Genomic DNA, 19,840 nt, shown 5'->3' with positions numbered 1-19,840 from the left:
CGGCTCGGGGTCAGCTCTGGTCGGTGGGCTGGCGGCGGAATCGGCTGACGAGCCTGCGCCAGTAGAGCTTGGCCGCCACCGCGATCCCGGCGATCCCGCCGACCACCGCCTGCACGATCAGGCTGCCGGATCCCGCGTCCAGGTAGGCCAGGTGGTTCACCGACCGCTCCTTCCTCTGCCGTCATAAACCGACACCAACCGCCATAAGCTCACATCGAGGATTCGGGCGGCCTGGCCGGACCTATGCCACCGTACGCCGCTCATCGCCTCCAGTCGGGCACAACCGCCCACTTCCCCCACCCCATTTCCCACCCCACCCCCTCCCCCACCGCCTCACCCACAACCCCGCCCCACCCTGTTGATCATGAGGTTGGCGGCAATTTCGATCTTGAAAAGTGCCGCCAACCTCATGATCAACAAGGGCTGACCGGGTGTTAGGGGTGGTGGTGCATGGCTAGGCGGAGGAGGGTGAAGCGTAGGACGGTGGCGGCGAGGTTGGCCGTCAGGAGCACGGCTAGTTCCACCGAACGGGCCGGGGTGGCGGCAGCGTGCAGGATGGCCAGCGACCCGCTGGTGAGCGCGAGGCCGAGAGCGAACGCCAGCAGTCCCTGCACGTGGTGCCGGCTGACGTGCCGGCGTCCGGTGATGCCGAAGGTGAGCCGCCGGTTGGCGGCGGTGTTGGCCACCGCGGTGAGCAGCAACGCCAGCAGGTTCGCCGGCTGCGCACCAAGCGCACCCCGGGTCAGCGTGAACAGCAGCAGGTACGCGCAGGTGCTGGCCACCCCCACGGCGGCGAACCGGACCAGTTGCCGGGGCAGCCCGGCCGGCACCTGCCCCGGCGGCACCGCAAGCGGTGCCCGACCGAATTGGGCGCGCAGGTCGGCCAAGGGCAGCGCTCCGGTCAGCAGCGCCCGGCCGAGGCGACCGATGCCGCGCAGATCGGCCACGGCGGTGGCCACCACGTCCACCCGGCTGTCCGGGTCGTCGACCCAGTCGACCGGCACCTCGTGGATGCGTAGTCCGGCCCGCTGCGCCAGCACCAGCAACTCGGTGTCGAAGAACCAACCGGTGTCCTGCACCAGTGGCAGCAGCTCGCGGGCCACGTCCGCCCGGATCGCCTTGAACCCGCACTGCGCGTCGGAGAACCGGGCCGCCAGGGTGCCGCGCAGCAGCAGGTTGTATGTCCGGGAGATGACCTCCCGCCGGGCACCGCGCACCACCCGGGCGGCACGCGCCAGCCGGGTACCGATGGCCACGTCGGAGTGACCCGAGATCAGTGGCGCGACCAGCGGCAGCAGCGCCGCGAGATCGGTGGAGAGGTCGACATCCATGTATGCCAGCACCGGCGCTTCCGACGCCGACCAGGCCGCCCGCAGGGCCCGCCCGCGGCCCTTGGCGGACAGGTGCCGTACCCGAACCTCGGGCAGCTCGACGGTGAGGGCCTCGGCGACGGCCAGGGTGCCGTCGATGCTGGCGTTGTCGGCGATGGTGATCCGGAACGGGTACGGGAAGTGCTCGGCCAGGTGGGCGTGCAGTCGCCGGACGCCCGGGCCGAGGTCGACCTCTTCGTTGTAGACCGGGACGACGACGTCCAGTACCGGGTTCGAGGCGCCGGGCCGGGCCTGTACGGCGGCGCGGGAACCGGTCGAGGTGATCATCGCGGTCACCCCTGCCTTCCGCTGCTCAGGTCGTAGAGGGTGACCCCGTCGACGGTCTGCGCCGGGAAGTTCGCCGCGACCCAGGCGGCGATCTCCGAGGAGGCGGAGCTGCCGCCGTTGGTGCCCCGGAAGCCACCCCCGCCGAGGAACCAGTGGATCCTGCCGTCGGCCACGTACCGCTGGAACTGCGCGAGGGTGGGCGACGGGTCGCTGCCGTTGAAGCCGCCCACCGCCATCACCGGCCGGCCGGTGGCCAACTGGTAGCCGGAGGCGTTGTTGGAGCCGACGGTGGCCGCGATCCAGGTGTAGTCGTCGCCGTCGCGTTCCAGCAGCTCCCGCAGCTCCGCGCTCGGCGTCCGGGAGTCGAGCAGACCACCTGGGCCGCCACGGTTCGCTCCGGTCCGCCCGGCTGCCTCCGACCCCCCGGGAACCTGACCACCGAAGGCCGCGCCGCCGGGTATCTGGCCCACAGGCGGGCGCCCGGCGGTACCGTCGCCGCCGCCCGGCGGGCCGAAGCCGGACCGGCCATCGCCGGGTCGACCGGTGCCGTCGAAGCGGCCGGCGTAAGGGCCGTCGGCGAAACGTCCGCCCCCGCCCGGCCCGATACCGCCGCGCGCCTGCGGACCGGCGGTCGGGATGGCGCCGGTGTGCGGGGTCGCTGCGGTCTGCATCGCGTACGCGGCCGGCCCGGCCAGCGCCACCGCCGCGCTGACCAGCAACGCCGGGACGGCCGCGCGGCGGACCAGCCGGTGGGCCAGCAGCAGCGTCGACACCGCGATCAGCCCGCCGACCAGTACGGCGGTACGCAGCCACGGATACCAGTCGGAGGTACGGTTCAGCAGCGTCGCCGACCACACCGCGGTGACGACGACGGTGCCGGCGAGGACCAGGGTGGACGCGATCCGGCGTCCCCTCGACGCGACGGCGCGGGCCTGCCAGAGCAGGGTCGTGCCGATGCCGACCAGCGCGGCGACCGCCGGTGCCAGCGCCACCGTGTAGTACTCGTGGAAGATGCCGGACATGTAGCTGAAGATCCCGCCGGTGACCAGCAGCCAGCCGCCCCAGAGCAGCAGCCCCGCCCGCGCCCGGTCGGTACGCGCCGCCCGGCCGGCCAGCACCAGCCCGGCCACCAGCAGGATCAATGCGGCCGGCAGCAGCCAGGAGATCTGCCCGCCGACCTGCCCGCCGAACATGCGCAGCGGGCCGGCCTGCCCGGAGAACGGGCCGCCGCCGCCCGGCCCGCCGCCACCGCCGACGCTGCCCACCTCGTTGCCGGTGATCCGACCGAGACCGTTGTAGCCGAGGGTCAGCTCCAACACGCTGTTGGACTGCGACCCGCCGATGTACGGGCGGTGCGCGGCGGGCACCAGCTCGACCACCGCCACCCACCAACCGGCGGCCACTACCACAGCCAGCCCCGCGATCAGCACCTGCCGGAGCCGGCGGCCCGGCGTGGTCGGCGCAGCGATCAGATACACCGCCGCGAGGACCGGCAGCACCAGAAACGCCTGGAGCATCTTGGTCAGGAAGCCGAAGCCGACCAGGGCGCCGGCCAGCACCAACCACCGGGTGCTTGCCGTCTCCAGGGCGCGGACCGTGGCGTACGCGGCGGCGACCAGCAGCAGCACCAGCAACGCGTCCGGATTGTTGAACCGGAACATCAGCGTGGCCACCGGCGTCACGGCGAGCACCCCGCCGGCGATCAGGCCGGCGATCGGCCCGTACCAACGGCGCACTGCGGCGTACAGCAGGCCGAACGTGGCCACCCCGCAGAGCGCCTGCGGCACCAGCAGCGCCCAGCTGTTCAGACCGAACAGGCGTACGGAGAGCGCCATCAGCCACAGCGAGGCGGGTGTCTTATCGACGGTGATCGAGTTGCCCGCGTCCGACGAGCCGTAGAAGAAGGCCGTCCAGTCCTGCGAGCCGGCCTGCGCCGCCGCGGCGTAGTAGGAGTTGGCCCAGCCGGAGGCGCCCAGGCCCCACAGGTAGAGCAGCCCGGTGGCCAGCAGCAACGCGGCCAGGGCCGGCCGTACCCAGGCGGTCGAGGGGGCCGAAGGGTCGGCTGAGGCGGTGGGTGCCCCGGACGGGTGCGACGGATTGCGTGTGCTGTCCATGCCGGCCAGCCTCGGCCGGGGAGCTGTCGTGCCGCCGTGCCTCGCCTATGCGTCGGCTGTGGAGTTGGGTAGCCGGACGGTGAAGACGGTGCGGCCCGGCCGGGAGTCCAAGGCGACGGCGCCGTGGTGCGCCTCCACCACGGCGGCGACGATGGCCAGGCCGAGGCCGGTGCTGCCGTGCGCGCGGGACCGGGAGCTGTCGCCGCGGGCGAAGCGTTCGAACACCTCGGGCCGCAGCTCGGGAGGTACGCCGGGGCCGTCGTCGGTGACGCTGAGTTCGGCGGCGTCGCCGGTCTGGCGCAGGCTGGTGGTGACGGTGCTGCCGGGTGGGGTGTGCACCCGGGCGTTGGCCAGCAGGTTCGCCAGCACCTGGTGCAGCCGCACCGGATCACCGGGCACCCGGATGACCGCCCCGGGCAGGTCGAGCTGCCAGCGGTGCTCGGGGCCGGCCACGTGCGCGTCGCTCACCGCGTCCACCACCAGTGCGGTGAGGTCGACCGGTTCGACCGCCAAGGGTCGGCCCGAGTCCAGCCGGGCCAGCAGCAGCAGGTCGTCGACGAGGCCGGTCATCCGGGTGCTCGCCGATTCGACCCGGCGCAGCGCGTGGGCCACGTCGGGCGGCACCTCGTCGCGACCCCGGCGCGCCACCTCGGCGTAGCCACGGATCGCCGCGAGTGGCGTACGCAGTTCGTGGCTGGCGTCGGCGACGAACTGGCGTACCCGGGTTTCGCTGGCCTGCCGGGCGGCGAGCGCGGCGGCGACGTGGCCGAGCATCCGGTTGAGCGCGGAGCCGACCTGCCCGACCTCGGTACGCGGGTCGGTGTCGGCGGCCGGAACGCGTTCGGAGAGCGCCACCTCGCCCCGGTCCAGCGGTAGTTCACTGACCCGGGCGGCGGTGGCGGCGACCCGGCGCAGCGGACGCAGCGTGGCCCGGACGATCAGCGCCCCGGCGGTGCCGGCGACGAGCAGGCCGATGGCGGTGACCCCGGCCTGCGCGGCCACCATCGCCCAGACGGTCTCCTGCACGCCGGCCAGCGGCACACCCAGCACCCGCACCGTCCCGGTGGCCGACTGCCGGGCCACGACCCGGTAGCCGCCCCGGTCCCCCAGGCTCAGGCTGTGCGCCCGGCCGTCGGTGGGCACGTCGGCCAGCTCGCCCACCTCGCCGACCGGTACCGGCTGCTCCTGCCGGCCGACCAGGGTCCACGCCTCGGTGACCCGGCCGTGGACGACCTGGGCGCTGATCGTGCCGGGCGGGAAGCCGCGCGGTACCCGCACGTCGCCCCACGGGCCGGTGCCCGGGCCGGGTTCCCACGGGGCGCTGGGCCGCCCGCCGGGCGTGAAGCGCAACTGCTCGTCCACCCGGGAGATCAGGAACTGCCGCAGCGCCACGGTGGTGAGGCCGCCGATGGCCAGGCTGACCACGGCGAGCAGCGCGACCAGGGTGATCACCAGGCGGGTCCGCAGCGACCAGCCCGCCAGCCACCGGCGCACTCCGCTCACTCCGCCGGCTTGAGCAGGTACCCGGCCCCGCGCAGGGTGTGGATCATCGGCTGGCGGCCGGCGTCGATCTTCTTCCGCAGGTATGAGATGTACAGCTCGACCACGTTGGCCTGGCCGCCGAAATCGTAGTTCCACACCCGGTCGAGGATCTGCGCCTTGCTCAGCACCCGGCGCGGGTTGCGCATCAGGTACCGCAGCAGCTCGAACTCGGTCGCGGTGAGGGTGATCAGCCGTCCGTCCCGGCGTACCTCGTGGCTGTCCTCGTCGAGGGTGAGGTCGCCGACGGTGAGCACCGCGTCCGGGCGGGCGGCCACCGCGAGGCCGGAGCGGCGCAGCAGCGCGCGCAGCCGGGCGATGACCTCCTCCAGGCTGAACGGCTTGGTCACGTAGTCGTCGCCGCCGACGGTCAGCCCGGCGACCCGCTCCTCGACCGCGTCCCGGGCGGTCAGGAACAGCACCGGCACGCTGTCGTTGTCCGCCCGCAACTTGCGCAGCACCTGGAAACCGTCCAGGTCGGGCAGCATCACGTCGAGCACCACCGCGTCGGGTTGGAACTGCCGGGCGGCACGGACCGCCGCCATGCCGTCGGCCGCCGTCCGCACCTGCCAGCCCTCGTAGCGCAGCGCCATCGACAGCAGGTCGGTCAGGGTCGGCTCGTCGTCGACGACCAGCACCCGGACCGGCTCACCGTCCGGTCGACGCAGCTCCACCCGGCCCGGCGCGGCCTCGCCCTCGATCCTCATGGCTGCCATGGTGGGGCCGCGCACTTGGGGCCGCTTGTGCGGTTGCTGTGTGCCAGCTGTGCGGCCACCACCGGAGGAGGTCGGCACGGGGTCACTCGGTCACGCCGACCGGGTCGGTCCGGACGAAGCGCATGGACCAGGTTCCTGACCCGTCGGGTCGTTGCCGCACGTAGAGATGGTCGGCTGCCGGCGTCGGCGCCTCCTGTGGCCGGCGCAGCACCCACAGCCGCGGCGGGGTGCCGTCCGGGCCGGCCGGCAGCGACCGGACCAGGTCGTGGGCCGGACCGCCGACGAAACGTACGGTCACCTCACTCATCACGATCCGCCTCCAGCCCGCCCGGCGCGTCGGGCGTCCCGGCTCGCACGCTAACGCACCAGCCGCCGTCCGAGGCGGGTTTGCCCTGATCGGAGCTGGGGTACCGTGCCGGGGCCACGGCCTCACGTGTCGCGGCGGAGCACCACGAGGGTAGGGGGCGGTCGATGCGTACGCTGGACGGGCGCTACCGGCTCGAACAGCGCATCGGCATCGGTGGGATGTCGGAGGTGTGGCGGGCCTACGACACCGTGCTGGATCGGTCGGTCGCGGTGAAACTGGTCTCGCCCGGTCAGCCCGACGGGACGGCCTCGGTGGAGCGAATTCGCTCCGAGGCCCGCTCCGCAGCCCGCCTGGTCCACCCCAACGTGGCCAGCGTGCACGACTTCGGCACCTGCGACACCGGGTTGGGGCACGAGCTGCCGTACATCGTGATGGAACTGGCCGAGGGGCAGACCCTCGCCGCGCACCTGCGCACCGGCCCGCTGGACTGGCGAATCGCCGTGCGGGTCTGCGCGGAGGTCAGCGCCGCGCTGGCCGCCGCACACTCGCACGGCATCGTGCACCGCGACATCAAGCCGGCCAACGTGATGCTCACTCCCGTAGGGGTGAAGGTGCTGGACTTCGGCATCGCCACCCCGGCCGGGGCCGCCGACACCGCTCCCGACGGCGTCGTGGTCGGCACGCCCGCGTACCTGGCGCCGGAGCAGCTGCACCGGGCTCCGGCGACCCCGGCGGCCGACATCTACGCCCTCGGCGTCCTGCTCTACTACAGCCTCTCGGGACGCCTGCCGTACCCGGCGGACAGCGTCAGTCAGTTGCTCGGGCGGGAGCCACGCCGGGCACCGCGGGCGCTGCCGGAGTTGCCCGGACTGCCCGCCGAGGTGGCTGACCTGTGCCGGCGCTGCCTCGCCGAGGACCCCACCCGGCGGCCGAGCAGCCTGGTGGCCGCACTGCTGCTGGCCGAGGCGGTCGACGCCCGGGTGTACGTGCCGATGCACGAGCCACTGATGCCACGGCAGCGGCCAGCGGCGGTGAGCCCGTGGACGGAGCGGGCAGCGGCGGAGGTCACCGAGGCCGCCGCCGTGGCCCAGTGGAGTCGGCACGGCGGTTGATCCCCGGTTTCACGCGTCCGGCCCCGGGTAGCCGGGCGGGGAGTGACGGGAGGAACGCGATGCCGAGTTCCTGGCTGAACGAGGTTGCCGCCGCGACCGCCGAGGGCGGTCACATCCACACCGACGACGAGGCGCTGTCCACCGCCCTCGCCTCGCCGCTGGCGCCGCACTGCACCGGGCTGACCCCGTCGCAGCTGCTGGCCGCCGCGTTCGCCTCCTGCCTGCATCACGCGGCGGTGGAGGCGGCCGGCGGGATCACCGACGAGGCGCACACCGTGCAGGTACGCGCGGAGGCGAAGCTGGGACGGGACGACGACGGCCGGTACCGGGCCGACGTGCACGCCTCCATCTCGTCGGTCGGGCTGAGTCGACAGCAGCTCGCCGAACTGGTCGAGCACGCCGACCGGCTGTGGCCGTTCTCCAGCGAGGACGGCGGCCGGCACCGGCTGACCGTCAGTCCGGCGGAGAACGGCCGACACTGACCCGCTGGTGAGACCGGGACCGGCTGAGGTTCCCGCGGCGTACCGACGCCGGGAGAGCCCCGCGTGGTCCGACCGCCCCACGAGCCGGCTCGATTGGGTCGAGCACAGCCTCACCCGTTCGGAGGAGGCAGCCAAAGGTGCCGATAGACGCCTACAAGATCCCGTTTCCGCCCTGTTTTATACGCTGATTTCCGACATTTACTCCCCGACGGATAGGGCCATTCGGAGCGCTATGTAGGCTTGCGTGGAGAATGACCCGGCGGATAGCCGCGAATTGTGACGCATGCCATCAACCGGGCCGATGGCAGACGGCGCTTGGCTTTCTAGCCTCGGCGGGTGCATCCCGACGACGACTTCGACCAGAAGCTGACCCCCGGGCAACCGGCGAGCCTTTCGGCCGACGAGACATCATCCGAATGGGTGATGGGGCGACATCGCGCCGTGCCGACACCGCGCCGCGGCGTTCGCGCGGTACTCGTCTCCACCCCGGTCCGGGTGGCCCTGGCCACCGGCGTGACCTGCTGCCTCGGCGCTACCGCCATCGTGGCCACCCGGCACGACGACGAGGCACCCCCACCCCCGGTGACCGAGGCGCTCACCGACCGCGCGCTAGCCGCCCAGGAGAAGGCGGCCTCCCGGTCCTTCGACCGCAGCCCCACGCCCGCCCCGGCCAGCCCTACCGCCTCGCCCAGCGCCGAGCCGTCGCCCACCCCCAAGCCGAAGCCGAAGAAGAAGGCCGCCACCAAGCCGGCGCGCCCCCGACCCGTCGCCGGGCTCACCCAGACGCAGATGGACAACGCCAAGGCGATCGTGGACGTCGGCGTCGACATGAAGATCCCCCGCCAAGGGCTGGTGATCGCGGTAGCCACCGCGATGCAGGAGAGCACCCTGCTCAACTACGCCAGCGGCGTGCTGCCCGAGTCGCAGAACTACCCGCACCAGGCCGTCGGCTGGGACCACGACTCCGTCGGGTTGTTCCAGCAACGCCCCAGCAGCGGGTGGGGCAGCGTACGGGATCTGATGCGGCCGGCGTACGCGGCCCGCGCGTTCTACGAGGCGCTGCTCCAGGTGCCCGGCTGGCAGCAGATGAGCCTGACCCTGGCCGCCCAGGCCGTGCAGATCTCCGCCTTTCCCTACGCCTACGCCCAGCACGAGGACCGGGCCGCCACCGTGGTGGCGGCCCTGACCTGAGCCGGACGCAGGCCGGGTCAGGCCCGCCGGCAACGGCGGGTCAGGCCCGCTTGGGCAGCACGACCACTCGACCGAAGAACTCGTCGATCCGGTGCACCACGTCGTTGAAGTCGTCCAGGTCGATCGGCTTGGTGACGTAGGCGTTGGCCTGGAGCGTGTAGCTGCTGATGATGTCGGTGTCCGCGTTCGAGGTGGTCAGCACGACGATCGGGATCGTCCGCAGGTCCTCGTCACCCTTCACCTCGCCCAGCACCTGACGCCCGTCCTTGCGGGGCATGTTGAGGTCGAGCAGGATCACGTCCGGGCGTTGGGCGTCGCCGTGCCGGCCCTCGCGGCGGAGAAACTCCATCGCCTCCTGACCGTCGGCCACCACGTCTATCACCTTCTCGACGTCCGAGGTGGCCAGCGCCTCCTCGATCATGAGCACGTCGCCCGGGTCGTCGTCCACCACGAGAATGCGAACCGGAGCGAGGGTACGTGCGCCCATCTCTACCTGCCTCAGGTCGGCCAGGACGGGACCTGCCGGCCCCGCGCTGGCGGAAATCTAGCCCATCGCCGGACGGTCGGCGACCGCCGGGTCCGCGAAGTCGCGGCGTACCTCCAGCACCCTGGCCTGGCCGGCCACGGTCAGCACAGATGTTTGCTGCGCGACAAGTATAGGGACTCTTGGACGGGCGGCATCAGCTCGCGGTCAGGCGGCTTGCCGGGCGACAACCGGCAGTACCTCGCGGCCCCGCCGGAGATAGTCCACCGCCCGGGGAAAGTCGTGCAGCGACCGGCCGTAGTGTGCCAGCGACGCGTCCACCGTCACGGCCGGTACGCTCCGACTGCCCAGGATGGTCACCAGCCACTCGATGAACTCGGTGAACAGCGAGCCGTCGTCGATGTAGAGGGCGGCGGCCAGGAAATCCAGGATGTATCCGAGGTCGCTCACCGTCGAGTCCAACTGGGCCGGGGTGTGGTCGCGAATGGCCGGAAACCGCTGCGCCAGGTCGGCCAGGGCGCTGTCGATCAACTCGCCGCGCCGGTTCACCAGGCTTGCGTACTCGTCGTCGGCCAGGTGCGCCAGGTCGACAGACGCCGCCGCACGCAGGGTCCGCTCGTCGCCGAGCAGTTCGGCAGCGGCGGGCGCGTTGCCGGCCCAGGGCACCCCGAGCCGTCGAGCCCACCGGCCGTCCACACCGAAACCCCGACCACCCACCAGCACCGGCACGTCCGAGCGCCGACACGCCTCGATCATCCGGTGCGCGTGCGGTAGCCGCATCGGCAGCGCGGAGGCCAGTGCCACCGCGTACGCGTCGTACCGGTGCAGGTAGGACACCAGGTGCGCGGCGGGAACGCTGGCGCCCAGGAAGGTGACCTGCCAGCCGCGTAGCCGCAGCACCTCGGCGACCAGTCGCGCCGGCAGCGCGTGCCACTCCCCGTCCATGCAGGCCACCACGATCCGGGGGCGGGTCGGGCGCACGTCGGCGTACCCGGCGACCGCCGCCACGACCCGCTCGCTGATGTGCGTCGCCGCGTGCTCCTGGGCCACGCTCCACTCGTTGCGCGCCCATCGCTCCCCCACCTCGGCCTGCGCCGGCGCGACCAGATCCAGCAACACCCGCTCGGCCGCCACGCCGCCGTCGAGCAGCCCGCACGCCACCTCGACGGCGGCGTGCTCGTCGGCCTCGGCGAGACAGTGCAGGTATTCCGGGTAGACAGCTTCGAGCGAGGTGTCTTCCGTCGCGGCGGTCACCGGGCCGCCGCCCCCTCCGGGTCCGGCCCGGTCACGGTCGGCACGGCGTGCAGATGCCGTTGCGGGCGGTTGGCGACGCCGGTGGCGCGCAGCGCGAGCACCGCGATGTCGTCGTGGTCACGCTGGGCCAACCAGTCGCAGGTCACCTGCTCGATCCGCTCGGCCAGCGCCGGCGCCGGCATCCGGTGGCACCCGCTGAGCGCCTGCACGAGACGGTCGGCGCCGAACAACTCCTCGCCCCGCCGGCCGCCGCGCGCCTCGGTGACGCCGTCGCTGTAGAGCAGGCAGGTTTCGCCAGGGGCGAGCCGCGTGGAGACCTGACCGATGCGCGGATCCGGCACCACGCCGATGAGCATGCCGTTCAACGGCAACTGCTCCACCTCGCCTGAGGCACGCAGCACCACCGGCGGCAGGTGCCCGCCGCCGGCCAGCGTCAGCCCCAGGCCACCGTCGCGGTGCGGACGGACCACCCCCAGCACCATCGTGGCAAACCGGCCCTGACCATGCGCCAGGGTCGTCTCCAGCAGTGCGTCGTTGAGCAGCCGCAGCAGCCGGGCAGGCTGCTGCTCGACCCGGTGCAACGCGTGCAGGCACTGCCGCAGCTGCCCGGTGAAGACCGCCGCCTCGACACCCTTACCGGAGACGTCGCCGAGGAAGAACACCGAGCCGCCGTCGGGCAACCGGTGGGAACCGTAGAAGTCACCGCCGATGCGCAGGCCGGCCTGAGCGGGACGGTACGCCGTACCCCACTGCACGCCCGGTGCCGCGGACGGCTCGACCGGCAACAGGCTGGCCTGCAACATGTCGGCCACCTCCGCCTGTTCGCGGTAGAGCAGCGCGGTGGTCAACGCCGCGCCGGCCCGGGCGGCGAACGCCCGGACCAGGTCGAGGTCGTTCTCGCCGTACCAGCCGCCCGTCCCCCGCGCGACGAGCAGCACCCCCGCAGGCGAGTCCCGGCCCGGCAGCGACACCAGACGGGCAGCCACCTCGGTGGCGGCGACACCGGGCAGCCAGCCCGCGTCGACGACCTGCTCGACCAGCCAGTCGACGGCATGCGGCTGGTTACCCCGCAGGCTCTCGGCGATCGCCGGCGGCAGCGCCGTCGCGGCGATCACCCCGCGATCGACTGTGGGTGTCTCGTCTGCGGTCTGGCTGGCCCGCCACCAGCGGGCCCGTCCGGAGCGGGGCGCCAGCACCAGCACCGCCACCTCGGCGAGGGTGGGCACGGCGAGGCGGACCACCGCCGCGGCGGCCCGGTCCGGGTGCAGCGGGTTGCCCAGCTTGTCGCCGGCCATGGTGAGGAAGGCCGATCTGGACCGCTCGGCGGCCAGTTCCACGGAGCGCTGCTCGCTGTCGCTGACATCCTCGACGTACCAGCAGCTACGCCCGGCGGACAGCGGGACCCGACGCACCCGCAGCCGTCGGCCGTGATGGCGCAGGTGTTGATCGGACGCGGCCAGCCGCTCGACCGCCTCGACCGTCCCGCCGACGACCACCTCGGGCAGCAGACGCTGCGCGACCGGGCTGACGTGCCGTACGGTTCCGTCCGGACCGCACAGCACCACGCCTTCGCGGAGATGCTCGGCGACCTCGGGCCAGTCGACGGCGAGCTGGCCCTGCGCCCGCTCCAGCGCGGACAGCGCAGCGACCGACCGGGAGTTGGTCGGACGCCAGGCGGAAACCCGGGTGGCGCTCGGCGTGGCAGACCGTCCGTCGCCGGGGTCGAGGTCCCTGACGTCGGCACCTGTCACCAGCTTGAGCCTCGCTCCTTGTCGAAATCCGCAGCCGCTTCGAGCGGCATGCATGGTCACGTTCCCTGACACCCAGCCTACGCGGGTCTGCCGGTGCCGCCACCCGAGCAACCGTCCGTCGAACGCCCACGGCCGCCCGACAGGCGGGCCAACTCGGTGGTTGTTACGATCCGAACGCCCCTACCCGCCCGCCACCCGCGGAAGGCGTGATCGTTGCTGTCCCACGGTCGCAGACCCGAGACGCCGCCGCTGAGCATGTCCGTCGACCGGTCGGATCCTGACGCGCCCGTGATCACGGTCGTCGGTGATCTCGCCTACACGAGCGCCGCGCCGCTGCGGGCCGAGGTCGACCGGCTGATGAGCGCCGCCCCCGCCACTCTGGTGCTCGACTTCGGTGGCCTGAAATTCATCGACAGCACCGGGCTCAGCGTCATCGTGCACGCCTGGCGCGAGGGCCAGCAACGCGGCCTCCGACTGCGGCTGACGGCAGTCCCCCGGTTCCTCGAGACGATCCTCGACATGACGGGGGTGACCGGCCTGCTGGCCCGCGAGCCGGCCGGCAGCGAGCCGGACGGTCAGTCTCCGGTCACCGCGTAGCGGTTGTCGAAGAACTTCTCACCCCGCGACTTGCGTCTGGCCGCCGTACTGGCAGCATGGGGTCATGTCGGCACCGCTGTTGGTCATCGAGGTCGACCGGCACGACGCGGGGCAGGCCGAGTTGCGGTTGACCGGCGACCTCGACTTCGACAGCGCGCCGGAGCTGATCGACGCCGTGGCCACCCTGCGGCGCGACGGCTGTCAGCGGTTCGTCATCGACCTCAGCGGTGTGGTGCTGTGCGACTCCTCCGGGTTGAGCGCGCTCGTGGTGGCCCACCGGGGTGGCTCGGTGCCCCTGCGGTTGACCGGCGTCAACCCCACCCTGCGTCAGCTGCTCGACCGCACCGGTCTCGCCGAGTTGCTGGAACTCTCCCTGGCCGCCGGGGACGACGTGCAGGCGGCCGGCTGATCCGTCCAGGCCGCTGAAGACGCCGCTGGACCAGCGCCCGGATTTGTTGCCTGGGGGTTAAGGAGTCACCGGGGCGCGAACGGGTGGCCCGGTTGCTGTCGGCAGCAACGGTGACAGCAGCAGGGCCGGTTTCCGGAGGGTGAAGTACGGCGGTCTGCGGATCAGCGTCAGAGGCGTGCGCGGACGCGCATGGACGGAGCGCCCAGAACTTGCAAGCGAGGGGTCGTCCCAGTTGGAGTGATCCGCCTTGGTGATAGGCCTGTGCTTGGTGCTGGTGGTTATGCCGGTGGTGCGGGAGGGGTGAGCCAGGCGAGGGGTTGTCCAGTGAGGGCGGCGTCGGCGAGGCGGTGGGCGCTTGTGGTTTTGAGTGCCGCGCGTGAGCTGTCGATCCAGCGTTGGACGTTGTCTATGCCCTGGTGGCGGTACTCGACTGCTTGGACGAGGCATTCCAGTTTGTCAGCGTCGCGGGCGACGATGGCCTCTGGTGTCTCACCCGCTTCGTACTCTGCGACGGCGTTGTTGATGAGGTCAGCGACCTCGGGCGGGCAGGCGGCGACCTGGTCGGCGGTGACGGTGGTGTTGGGTGCGGCGGTGAGGTAGCGCTTGGCGATGTGTGGGATGTCGGTGATCCGGGTTTCCTGGGTGTCGTGCAGAACGCACAGCATCGATACGCGTGCCGGGTCGACACCTTCCATGGCGGCGAGCATCATCCCGATGAGCGCGGTTCGGAACGAGTGTTCGGCGATGGATTCGGGGTGCTTGATGCCGGCGAACCACCAACCGGTGCGGGCGGCGCGTTTGAGTACGCCGGCCTCGAAGATGAAGCGCATGGCTCCGGCGGCGTCGTGGTCGTCGTTCATCTGCCCGTCCCTGTGCCGGTGACTCCGTCTGCTCGCAGGCTGTAGACGATAGAGGCTAGTTCCTGCCGGGATTGTGGAGAGATGTGGTCACTGTCCAGGATCCGGGTACTGCGTTCGAGGAGCGCGCGGCTCTCGGCGGGGTTGTCGAGGGTGAGTCTGCGGCGTACGGCGAGCAGAGCCCAGATGTTGTGGACGTTGAGGTCGACGAAGGGATGCGTCGGGTCGAGGCGCTGGACCAGGTGCCGGAAGAGAACCGAACCGTGCCAGTCCGCGATCGGTGCCGGCATGAATGAGTCGTCGTGCTGGCGGTACGGGATCTCGCCGACCCAGTAGGCCGAGTAGTTGAGGGCTGCTCTCTCGCAGGCGTCGTCCGGATGCGCGCGGGCGAGGAAGTCTCGTAAGGGCTCCGGGTCGCCCTGGTTCGCAAGGGATGTGACGACGGAGCGGGCGTCAGGCCACAGCGGTGACCAGGTTCGGAACGTGATCGCCCTGGGGGTGCGGGTGGTGGTCTGGGAGAGCCATCCGGCGGCTGTCCTGGTGGGGTCCATGCCCGCGAGAAAGCACGCTTGTCGATGCAGCAGAACGCTCGGGTCACGTCCGGCGGCTGCCCGTTCGGCGAGTACGTGAAGCCGGGTGAAGAACGCGCGTTGCTCGTCGGCGGGCAGGGCCGGCCCCGATGCCACCGGACCTCGCCGGGCAGGGGCGACGGGTATGCCTTTGGCGAAGGTCGGTGTCTGCCCGAGAACAGCCCAGAGGATCAGATCGGTCAGGCGGTGGGTGAGTACGCACCAGCCGAGCGGCTGTTCGGCGATGTCGCACCGATCCACCTGGCCGTCCAGGACTGCGGCGAGGATGAAGTCTGCCTCGGCGGCGTCGTCGAGTGCGGCGAGCAGGGTCACGTTCGCTCCGAGCCGACCGAGCCTGCGCCGGACGGCGAACGCCTGCCCGAGCGGCACCGCCGTGAATGGCCGGCGCCCGGACTCCCAGCTCTGCACGGTCACACGGTCGACGCCCAGGTCGGCGGCAAGTTGCTCCTGCGTCAGCGGAACGGACTCCCGGATCAACTTGAGCAGGTAGCCGGTCACCTCGCCCCGCTGCGGTGCTGATCGTCCGCGACCTGCCATGCGTCATCCCTACGTTGACCGGTGGTCGACGTTTCCGCCTTGACTCAACCGCTGCGGCTGACATGTGGGCTGCTCACTCGTACTGCGGGTGAGTCCCACCGTCGTCGTGGTGATCGTAGCGTCGCAGTTACCGAACGTTCTAGATCCGGTCCCGTGGCTTGGGGGTCGGCCATGGGGCGCTGCCCGGCGGAGGGGGCCAGTAATGCGGGACAGGACGCCACCGGGGCGACGAGTGTCCTACGACCAGTACCTGATCGCCGTAGCGATGACCTTGGCGCGGCGACACCGACCGGCATGGTCGTGGCGCAAGTGGAGGTGGCTGTGCCGGTGCGGGGCCGACCTGCCCTGCCGGAACCGACACCGCATCCCGATCAACCGCGGGCACTGGCCGACCGAGGAGGAGCAATGACCAACGGCGCGGAGCAAGCCATCCTCGCGGTCCACCTTCGAGGGCTCGACGGCATGTGCGCTGGCTGCCGGGCGTGGTGGTCGCGGCTGTCCCCGTACCCCTGCTGGCAGGTGGACTGGGCGACCAGCCGGCAGGCCCCCGCGAGCGTCGCCCGGTTCCTGGACGGTGTGCGGTGACCACCCACGGGCCGGTGCTGCCGCTCTGGAGCTGCGGCGGCTGCGACCTGCCGTGGCCGTGCCCGACCCGACGGCGGGAGCTGCGCGCGGAGTACGCCGACGCGCCGGTGTCGCTGGCCCTCTACCTCGGTGCCTATCTCGTGCAGGCCGCCGAGGACATGCCCTGGGCGCCGGCCGGCGCACTGCACCGCCGCTTCATCGGCTGGACCCGGCAACCTGCGGAAGTACCGCAGCGAAGTACCGCAACCGTGCCAGTCAAACCCGGCCGGGACGGGCGTCACCAGGCCGGATCAACCCGCATCGAGCTCACGCCGACCGGAGTGCCAGGGACACGCAGAAGGGGTGGCCCCCGACCCTGGGACCAGGGGTCGGGGGCCGGAGGATGGCTCAGGAGGCCGGGACCGGATACCGGCCCGTGCGGTGGGTGGTCGGCTCCGCGTCCTCCGGCGGACCCGAATCCGGCGTCTTGAACAGATAGCGGACGAACTCCGCACCTGTCCCGTCGTCCTGCTCTCCGGGCCACTGGCCGGCGCAGTCGACGCCGATTACCTCGCGACCGCCGCCGTCGGCCTCTTCCAACAGCGCCCACAGGCTCACCGGGTAACAGCGGGTGCGCTCAGGTGCCAGCCGCCACCGGGCGTACCAACCGGGTCGAGCGGGGACGATCTCGACTATCCGCTTCATCACGACCTTCCCTTCCGCCGTGCCTCGGAAGATCTCCGGTCCACCGCGATCGTCGGCCCCGCCCGGGTGACGAGCCCTCACCCCGGCCGGATGAAGCCGCACCGATGTCGGCGACCGGCGCCCGGCCCACGCCGACCTGATCGTTTCGCACCGGCGAGGGCCGGGAAGGCCATCGACGAAGCCAGACAACACCAGCGGAAGCGAGGTGTGCACCATGCGTAAGCAGATGGAGGGCGACAACCAGCGCCGCCGGGCACTGGCCCGCCAGGCCCGGGAACGCGGCATGCGGGCCGCCGACACCGGCGCCAGCCTGAGCGCGTCCAAGCAACTCACCCACCTCGACCAGAACAAGCGGGCCGGCCCCGCACCGGCCGGCAGCCGCAAACCGGACACCACGCGGGGCGGTCCCGCTCCCCCGTCAGCCGGTCTCCCGCAGACCCCTCGGCCCCGTCCAGAGCCAGGTGTGCAGGCACCGGGCATCACCACCATGGGCTACCGCGACCTGGTCGAGGACGTCGTCCGCCGCGCCGGGGTCGACTTCCGCACCGCCAAGGTCGGGGTCGAGTCGACGGTGCTCGTGCTGGCCTGGGCCCTGGAGGCCGGCGAACGCCGCCGGCTGCTGGAGGCGGTGCCCGCCTCGCTGCACGACGTGGTCCCGGTAGACGGCATCGAGCGGCGCCAGGACCTCAGCGGCTTCCTGTCCGAGGTGGGTCGGATCAGCGGTCGAAGCCCGGAGCAGGCGCGCTATCAGGCCGAGGCGACCTTCGCCGCACTCGCCGAGCACGACGGCGACCTGATCGAGTCGCTGCACGTACCGGACGAGCTGCGGCAGTTGCTGGACCAGCCGGCGGCCGGCGGCGGCGTGGTCGGTTCGGTCAGCGCGCTGCCGCCGTTGTCGGCGGCCGAGTTGCGCGCGGCCCTGGCCGACCTGCCCTACTGGTCCGGTGACGGCACCGGGCTGTCCCGAACCCTGGAGTTGCCGCCGGGCAACCTGGACCGGGTGTTGGACCGGCTCGATCAGCTGCGCCAGCAGACCGGCCGCGGACCACGGATCGGCCGCGCCGACCCGACGACCGCCGTGCTGACTGTGACCTCAAGTAACGCCGGGGCGGTGACCGCGATGGACATCGACCTGGCACGCACGGTCGATGACGCCATCGACGAGGCCGGGGCGGGCATCGCCGCCGGCTGAGCCGCAGACCAACTCGTGCGGTCGTGGGATGTGCGCCCACGACCGCACGGCCGCCGGGCTCGTCAGCGGGCCCGCGCCGGCATCTCGGGCGACGAACTCTCCAGCGGTACGGCGGTGGCGGAGATCAGTCCGAGCTGCGCCGCCGACCGTTGTAGCGCGGCGTCGAGGAACCAGTCCGCGCTCACCCTGGCCCGGTTGCCGGGCATCGCGAGCAGGTGGTAGCCCCGGGTGACCGCCTTGGCGGGTAGACCGGACAGCGGCACCTTCAACGGATTTGCCGCGGCCTGCTTGCCGCCCAGGTCGACCACCCAACCGAGGTCGTGGTGCTTGTACGGCCGGCGGCGTCCCTGTCCGTACGAGGCGGCGATGTTGTGCGCGGCCAGCTTGCCCTGCCGCTGCGCGTGCTGGGCGGTCATCGTGCAGATCTCGCCGGGCCGGGTCAGGTCGGGCACCGCGGCGGCATCGCCGCAGGCGTAGACCTCGGGGAACCCGGGGACGTTGAGGTACTCGTCGACGACCAAACGTCCCTTCTCGGTCCGCAGACCCAGTTCCGCCACGAACGGGTCGGGGCGTACGCCGACGCACCAGACCAGCGAGCAGGTGGGCACGTACTCGCCGTCGGTGAGCTTGACCCCGTCGGAGGTGGCGACCGCCACCGAGGTGCCCATCCGTACGTCGACTCCGCGCCGCCGCAGCACCTTGTCGGCGGTGACCGACATCCGCCGGTCCAGCTCCGGCAACACGCGTGGGGCGACGTCCAGCAGCAGCCACCTCGGCCGGATCTTGAGCCGGGGGTGCTGGGCGGCCAGTTCGTCGGTGAACAGGATGCCGTGCGCGGCCACCTCGGTACCGGTGTAGCCGGCACCCACCACCACGAACGTGGCGCGTGCCTGCTGCTCCGCCGGGTCCTCCGCCTGCTCGGCCAGCTCGATCTGCCGGACCACATGATCGTGCAGGTAGAGCGCCTCGGGCAGGCCGCGGAAGCCGTGGGCGTACTCGGTAACGCCGGGAATGGGTAGCAGCTTGTTCACGCTGCCGACGGAGAGGACCAGCCGGTCGTACGCCAGCCGATTGTGATCGCCCTCCGGCTGGGTGAAGCCGACCCACCGGTTCTGCAGGTCGACGCTGTCGGCCTCGCCGATGACCACCCTTACGCCGTCCAGGGTGCCGGCCAGCGGCACCGCGATCCGGCCCGGCTCCACCACCCCCGCCGCCACCTCCGGCAGCAGCGGCAGGTACAGGAAATAATCTGTCGAGTTCAGCAGGACGATCTCGGCTCGGCCGCGGGCCAACCGGCTCAACGTCTTCGCCGCGTGGTACCCGGCGAACCCGGCCCCCACGATCACCACACGAGGCTTCGTCATTTCGGCCCGGTTCCCGTCATCTCCGCCCGCAAACGTCCACTCCCGCCGTCGATCTTGCACTTCTCGTCGGGTCAAACCGGTATAAAGACGGCAAAATGGCGACCGGAAGTGCAAGATCGCGGAATCTAGCGGGGTTGGAGTGGCATCGGGAACTGGAGGAAGGTGGCGCCGCGTAGGTCGAGCCAGGCGCGGTCGGGCGCGCGTACGAGTCGCAACATCACCTCGACGCAGGTGGGGCAGCGACCCACCAGGCCGGGCGCGTGCGAGTAGACCCGCAGCCCGGCCACCGGACCGGGGGTGCCACAGTTGGCGCACCGGGCGGTGGCGCTGCTCAGGTCGACGGCGAACACCTCCCCCAACGGACCGTCGAGCATGTTGCCGTCCACGTAGGGCAGCGCGGTCATCCGCGGTCTCCTC

At 71.9% G+C, this 19,840-nt stretch carries 21 protein-coding genes; 7 read left to right on the top strand and 14 right to left on the bottom strand.

What is annotated here, in order from left to right:
- Positions 1-10 precede the first annotated feature (10 nt).
- The 6 genes from O7601_RS19340 to O7601_RS19315 all read right to left on the bottom strand — a co-directional run bounded on the left by O7601_RS19340 (position 11) and on the right by O7601_RS19315 (position 6,334).
- On the bottom strand, positions 11-160 hold the full coding sequence (locus O7601_RS19340; RefSeq protein ID WP_216592457.1) for a hypothetical protein: 150 nt from the start codon (positions 158-160) through the stop codon (positions 11-13).
- Positions 161-434: 274 nt separating this feature from the next.
- Complete coding sequence (locus O7601_RS19335) at positions 435-1,658, bottom strand: dolichyl-phosphate beta-glucosyltransferase (RefSeq protein WP_281562506.1); 1,224 nt, start codon at positions 1,656-1,658, stop codon at positions 435-437.
- Positions 1,659-1,663: 5 nt separating this feature from the next.
- Entirely contained in the window at positions 1,664-3,772 is a 2,109-nt protein-coding gene (locus tag O7601_RS19330; RefSeq protein WP_281562505.1) for a glycosyltransferase family 39 protein, read from the bottom strand.
- Between the two features lie 45 nt (positions 3,773-3,817).
- Positions 3,818-5,254 carry a HAMP domain-containing sensor histidine kinase gene (locus O7601_RS19325; protein WP_281566969.1) on the bottom strand — a complete coding sequence of 479 codons (1,437 nt, stop codon included), beginning with the start codon at positions 5,252-5,254 and terminating at the stop codon, positions 3,818-3,820.
- A 17-nt stretch (positions 5,255-5,271) separates the two neighbouring features.
- Positions 5,272-6,018: a response regulator transcription factor gene (locus tag O7601_RS19320; protein ID WP_281562504.1), complete on the bottom strand. Its 747-nt coding sequence runs from the start codon at positions 6,016-6,018 to the stop codon at positions 5,272-5,274.
- Positions 6,019-6,109: 91 nt separating this feature from the next.
- On the bottom strand, positions 6,110-6,334 hold the full coding sequence (locus O7601_RS19315) for a hypothetical protein (RefSeq protein ID WP_099846198.1): 225 nt from the start codon (positions 6,332-6,334) through the stop codon (positions 6,110-6,112).
- 164 nt (positions 6,335-6,498) lie between these two features.
- On the opposite strand from O7601_RS19315, the gene O7601_RS19310 reads away from it, so the two are divergent.
- From O7601_RS19310 to O7601_RS19300, 3 genes are all read left to right on the top strand, one after another.
- The gene (locus O7601_RS19310) at positions 6,499-7,446 is read left to right on the top strand and encodes a serine/threonine-protein kinase (RefSeq protein WP_281562503.1); all 948 of its coding nucleotides are present in this window, start codon (positions 6,499-6,501) and stop codon (positions 7,444-7,446) included.
- Positions 7,447-7,505: 59 nt separating this feature from the next.
- Positions 7,506-7,928 (top strand): OsmC family protein, encoded by a 423-nt coding sequence (locus O7601_RS19305; protein ID WP_093402731.1) that lies wholly within the window; start codon positions 7,506-7,508, stop codon positions 7,926-7,928.
- Between the two features lie 336 nt (positions 7,929-8,264).
- Entirely contained in the window at positions 8,265-9,119 is an 855-nt protein-coding gene (locus O7601_RS19300; RefSeq protein WP_281562502.1) for a hypothetical protein, read from the top strand.
- 40 nt (positions 9,120-9,159) lie between these two features.
- Here O7601_RS19300 and O7601_RS19295 read toward each other — a convergent pair whose 3' ends face one another.
- The 3 genes from O7601_RS19295 to O7601_RS19285 all read right to left on the bottom strand — a co-directional run bounded on the left by O7601_RS19295 (position 9,160) and on the right by O7601_RS19285 (position 12,608).
- A complete protein-coding gene (locus tag O7601_RS19295; protein ID WP_281562501.1) occupies positions 9,160-9,606 on the bottom strand; it encodes a response regulator in 447 nt (148 codons plus the stop codon).
- A gap of 204 nt (positions 9,607-9,810) precedes the next feature.
- A complete protein-coding gene (locus O7601_RS19290; protein ID WP_281562500.1) occupies positions 9,811-10,857 on the bottom strand; it encodes a cobalamin-dependent protein in 1,047 nt (348 codons plus the stop codon).
- Positions 10,854-12,608, bottom strand: a complete 1,755-nt coding sequence (locus tag O7601_RS19285; RefSeq protein WP_281562499.1) for a PP2C family protein-serine/threonine phosphatase — start codon at positions 12,606-12,608, stop codon at positions 10,854-10,856. Before O7601_RS19285 ends, O7601_RS19290 begins: the two co-directional genes overlap by 4 nt.
- A gap of 255 nt (positions 12,609-12,863) precedes the next feature.
- On the opposite strand from O7601_RS19285, the gene O7601_RS19280 reads away from it, so the two are divergent.
- On the top strand, positions 12,864-13,205 hold the full coding sequence (locus O7601_RS19280; RefSeq protein ID WP_348650267.1) for an STAS domain-containing protein: 342 nt from the start codon (positions 12,864-12,866) through the stop codon (positions 13,203-13,205).
- A 64-nt stretch (positions 13,206-13,269) separates the two neighbouring features.
- Complete coding sequence (locus O7601_RS19275) at positions 13,270-13,614, top strand: STAS domain-containing protein (protein ID WP_281562497.1); 345 nt, start codon at positions 13,270-13,272, stop codon at positions 13,612-13,614.
- A 278-nt stretch (positions 13,615-13,892) separates the two neighbouring features.
- Here the strand turns inward: O7601_RS19275 and O7601_RS19270 are convergent, their stop codons facing one another.
- On the bottom strand, positions 13,893-14,474 hold the full coding sequence (locus O7601_RS19270; protein ID WP_281562496.1) for an HD domain-containing protein: 582 nt from the start codon (positions 14,472-14,474) through the stop codon (positions 13,893-13,895).
- Positions 14,471-15,598 (bottom strand): helix-turn-helix transcriptional regulator, encoded by a 1,128-nt coding sequence (locus O7601_RS19265; protein WP_281562495.1) that lies wholly within the window; start codon positions 15,596-15,598, stop codon positions 14,471-14,473. Before O7601_RS19265 ends, O7601_RS19270 begins: the two co-directional genes overlap by 4 nt.
- Before the next feature lie 171 nt (positions 15,599-15,769).
- Here O7601_RS19265 and O7601_RS19260 point away from each other — a divergent pair, with 171 nt between their 5' ends.
- The gene (locus tag O7601_RS19260; RefSeq protein ID WP_281566968.1) at positions 15,770-16,183 is read left to right on the top strand and encodes a hypothetical protein; all 414 of its coding nucleotides are present in this window, start codon (positions 15,770-15,772) and stop codon (positions 16,181-16,183) included.
- A 387-nt stretch (positions 16,184-16,570) separates the two neighbouring features.
- On the opposite strand, the gene O7601_RS19255 is transcribed toward O7601_RS19260, so the two are convergent.
- A complete protein-coding gene (locus tag O7601_RS19255) occupies positions 16,571-16,867 on the bottom strand; it encodes a hypothetical protein (protein WP_281562494.1) in 297 nt (98 codons plus the stop codon).
- A gap of 214 nt (positions 16,868-17,081) precedes the next feature.
- Between O7601_RS19255 and O7601_RS19250 the strand changes: the two genes are divergently transcribed.
- On the top strand, positions 17,082-18,059 hold the full coding sequence (locus O7601_RS19250; protein ID WP_281562493.1) for a DUF2267 domain-containing protein: 978 nt from the start codon (positions 17,082-17,084) through the stop codon (positions 18,057-18,059).
- 62 nt (positions 18,060-18,121) lie between these two features.
- Here O7601_RS19250 and O7601_RS19245 read toward each other — a convergent pair whose 3' ends face one another.
- Together O7601_RS19245 and O7601_RS19240 are read right to left on the bottom strand one after the other, a co-directional pair.
- Positions 18,122-19,423 carry an NAD(P)/FAD-dependent oxidoreductase gene (locus tag O7601_RS19245; protein ID WP_281562492.1) on the bottom strand — a complete coding sequence of 434 codons (1,302 nt, stop codon included), beginning with the start codon at positions 19,421-19,423 and terminating at the stop codon, positions 18,122-18,124.
- A gap of 125 nt (positions 19,424-19,548) precedes the next feature.
- Positions 19,549-19,827 carry a DUF6510 family protein gene (locus tag O7601_RS19240; protein WP_281562491.1) on the bottom strand — a complete coding sequence of 93 codons (279 nt, stop codon included), beginning with the start codon at positions 19,825-19,827 and terminating at the stop codon, positions 19,549-19,551.
- Positions 19,828-19,840: the final 13 nt, after the last annotated feature.

The organism is Verrucosispora sp. WMMD573, from assembly GCF_027497175.1.
Taxonomy (GTDB): domain Bacteria; phylum Actinomycetota; class Actinomycetes; order Mycobacteriales; family Micromonosporaceae; genus Micromonospora.
The sequence above is the reverse complement of the archived record's forward strand: the minus strand, read 5'-3'. Positions and strand labels throughout refer to the sequence as shown.

Bases quoted from the DNA above. Each gene is read 5' to 3' on its own strand.
- O7601_RS19240 (WP_281562491.1), bottom strand. From the start codon at position 19,827: ATGACCGCGCTGCCCTACGTGGACGGCAACATGCTCGACGGTCCGTTG.
- O7601_RS19275 (WP_281562497.1), top strand. From the start codon at position 13,270: ATGTCGGCACCGCTGTTGGTCATCGAGGTCGACCGGCACGACGCGGGG.
- O7601_RS19330 (WP_281562505.1), bottom strand. From the start codon at position 3,772: ATGGACAGCACACGCAATCCGTCGCACCCGTCCGGGGCACCCACCGCC.
- O7601_RS19320 (WP_281562504.1), bottom strand. From the start codon at position 6,018: ATGAGGATCGAGGGCGAGGCCGCGCCGGGCCGGGTGGAGCTGCGTCGA.
- O7601_RS19335 (WP_281562506.1), bottom strand. From the start codon at position 1,658: ATGATCACCTCGACCGGTTCCCGCGCCGCCGTACAGGCCCGGCCCGGC.
- O7601_RS19260 (WP_281566968.1), top strand. From the start codon at position 15,770: ATGGGGCGCTGCCCGGCGGAGGGGGCCAGTAATGCGGGACAGGACGCC.
- O7601_RS19310 (WP_281562503.1), top strand. From the start codon at position 6,499: ATGCGTACGCTGGACGGGCGCTACCGGCTCGAACAGCGCATCGGCATC.
- O7601_RS19250 (WP_281562493.1), top strand. From the start codon at position 17,082: ATGCGTAAGCAGATGGAGGGCGACAACCAGCGCCGCCGGGCACTGGCC.
- O7601_RS19280 (WP_348650267.1), top strand. From the start codon at position 12,864: ATGTCCGTCGACCGGTCGGATCCTGACGCGCCCGTGATCACGGTCGTC.
- O7601_RS19265 (WP_281562495.1), bottom strand. From the start codon at position 15,598: ATGGCAGGTCGCGGACGATCAGCACCGCAGCGGGGCGAGGTGACCGGC.
- O7601_RS19315 (WP_099846198.1), bottom strand. From the start codon at position 6,334: ATGAGTGAGGTGACCGTACGTTTCGTCGGCGGTCCGGCCCACGACCTG.
- O7601_RS19305 (WP_093402731.1), top strand. From the start codon at position 7,506: ATGCCGAGTTCCTGGCTGAACGAGGTTGCCGCCGCGACCGCCGAGGGC.
- O7601_RS19255 (WP_281562494.1), bottom strand. From the start codon at position 16,867: ATGAAGCGGATAGTCGAGATCGTCCCCGCTCGACCCGGTTGGTACGCC.
- O7601_RS19295 (WP_281562501.1), bottom strand. From the start codon at position 9,606: ATGGGCGCACGTACCCTCGCTCCGGTTCGCATTCTCGTGGTGGACGAC.
- O7601_RS19270 (WP_281562496.1), bottom strand. From the start codon at position 14,474: ATGAACGACGACCACGACGCCGCCGGAGCCATGCGCTTCATCTTCGAG.
- O7601_RS19245 (WP_281562492.1), bottom strand. From the start codon at position 19,423: ATGACGAAGCCTCGTGTGGTGATCGTGGGGGCCGGGTTCGCCGGGTAC.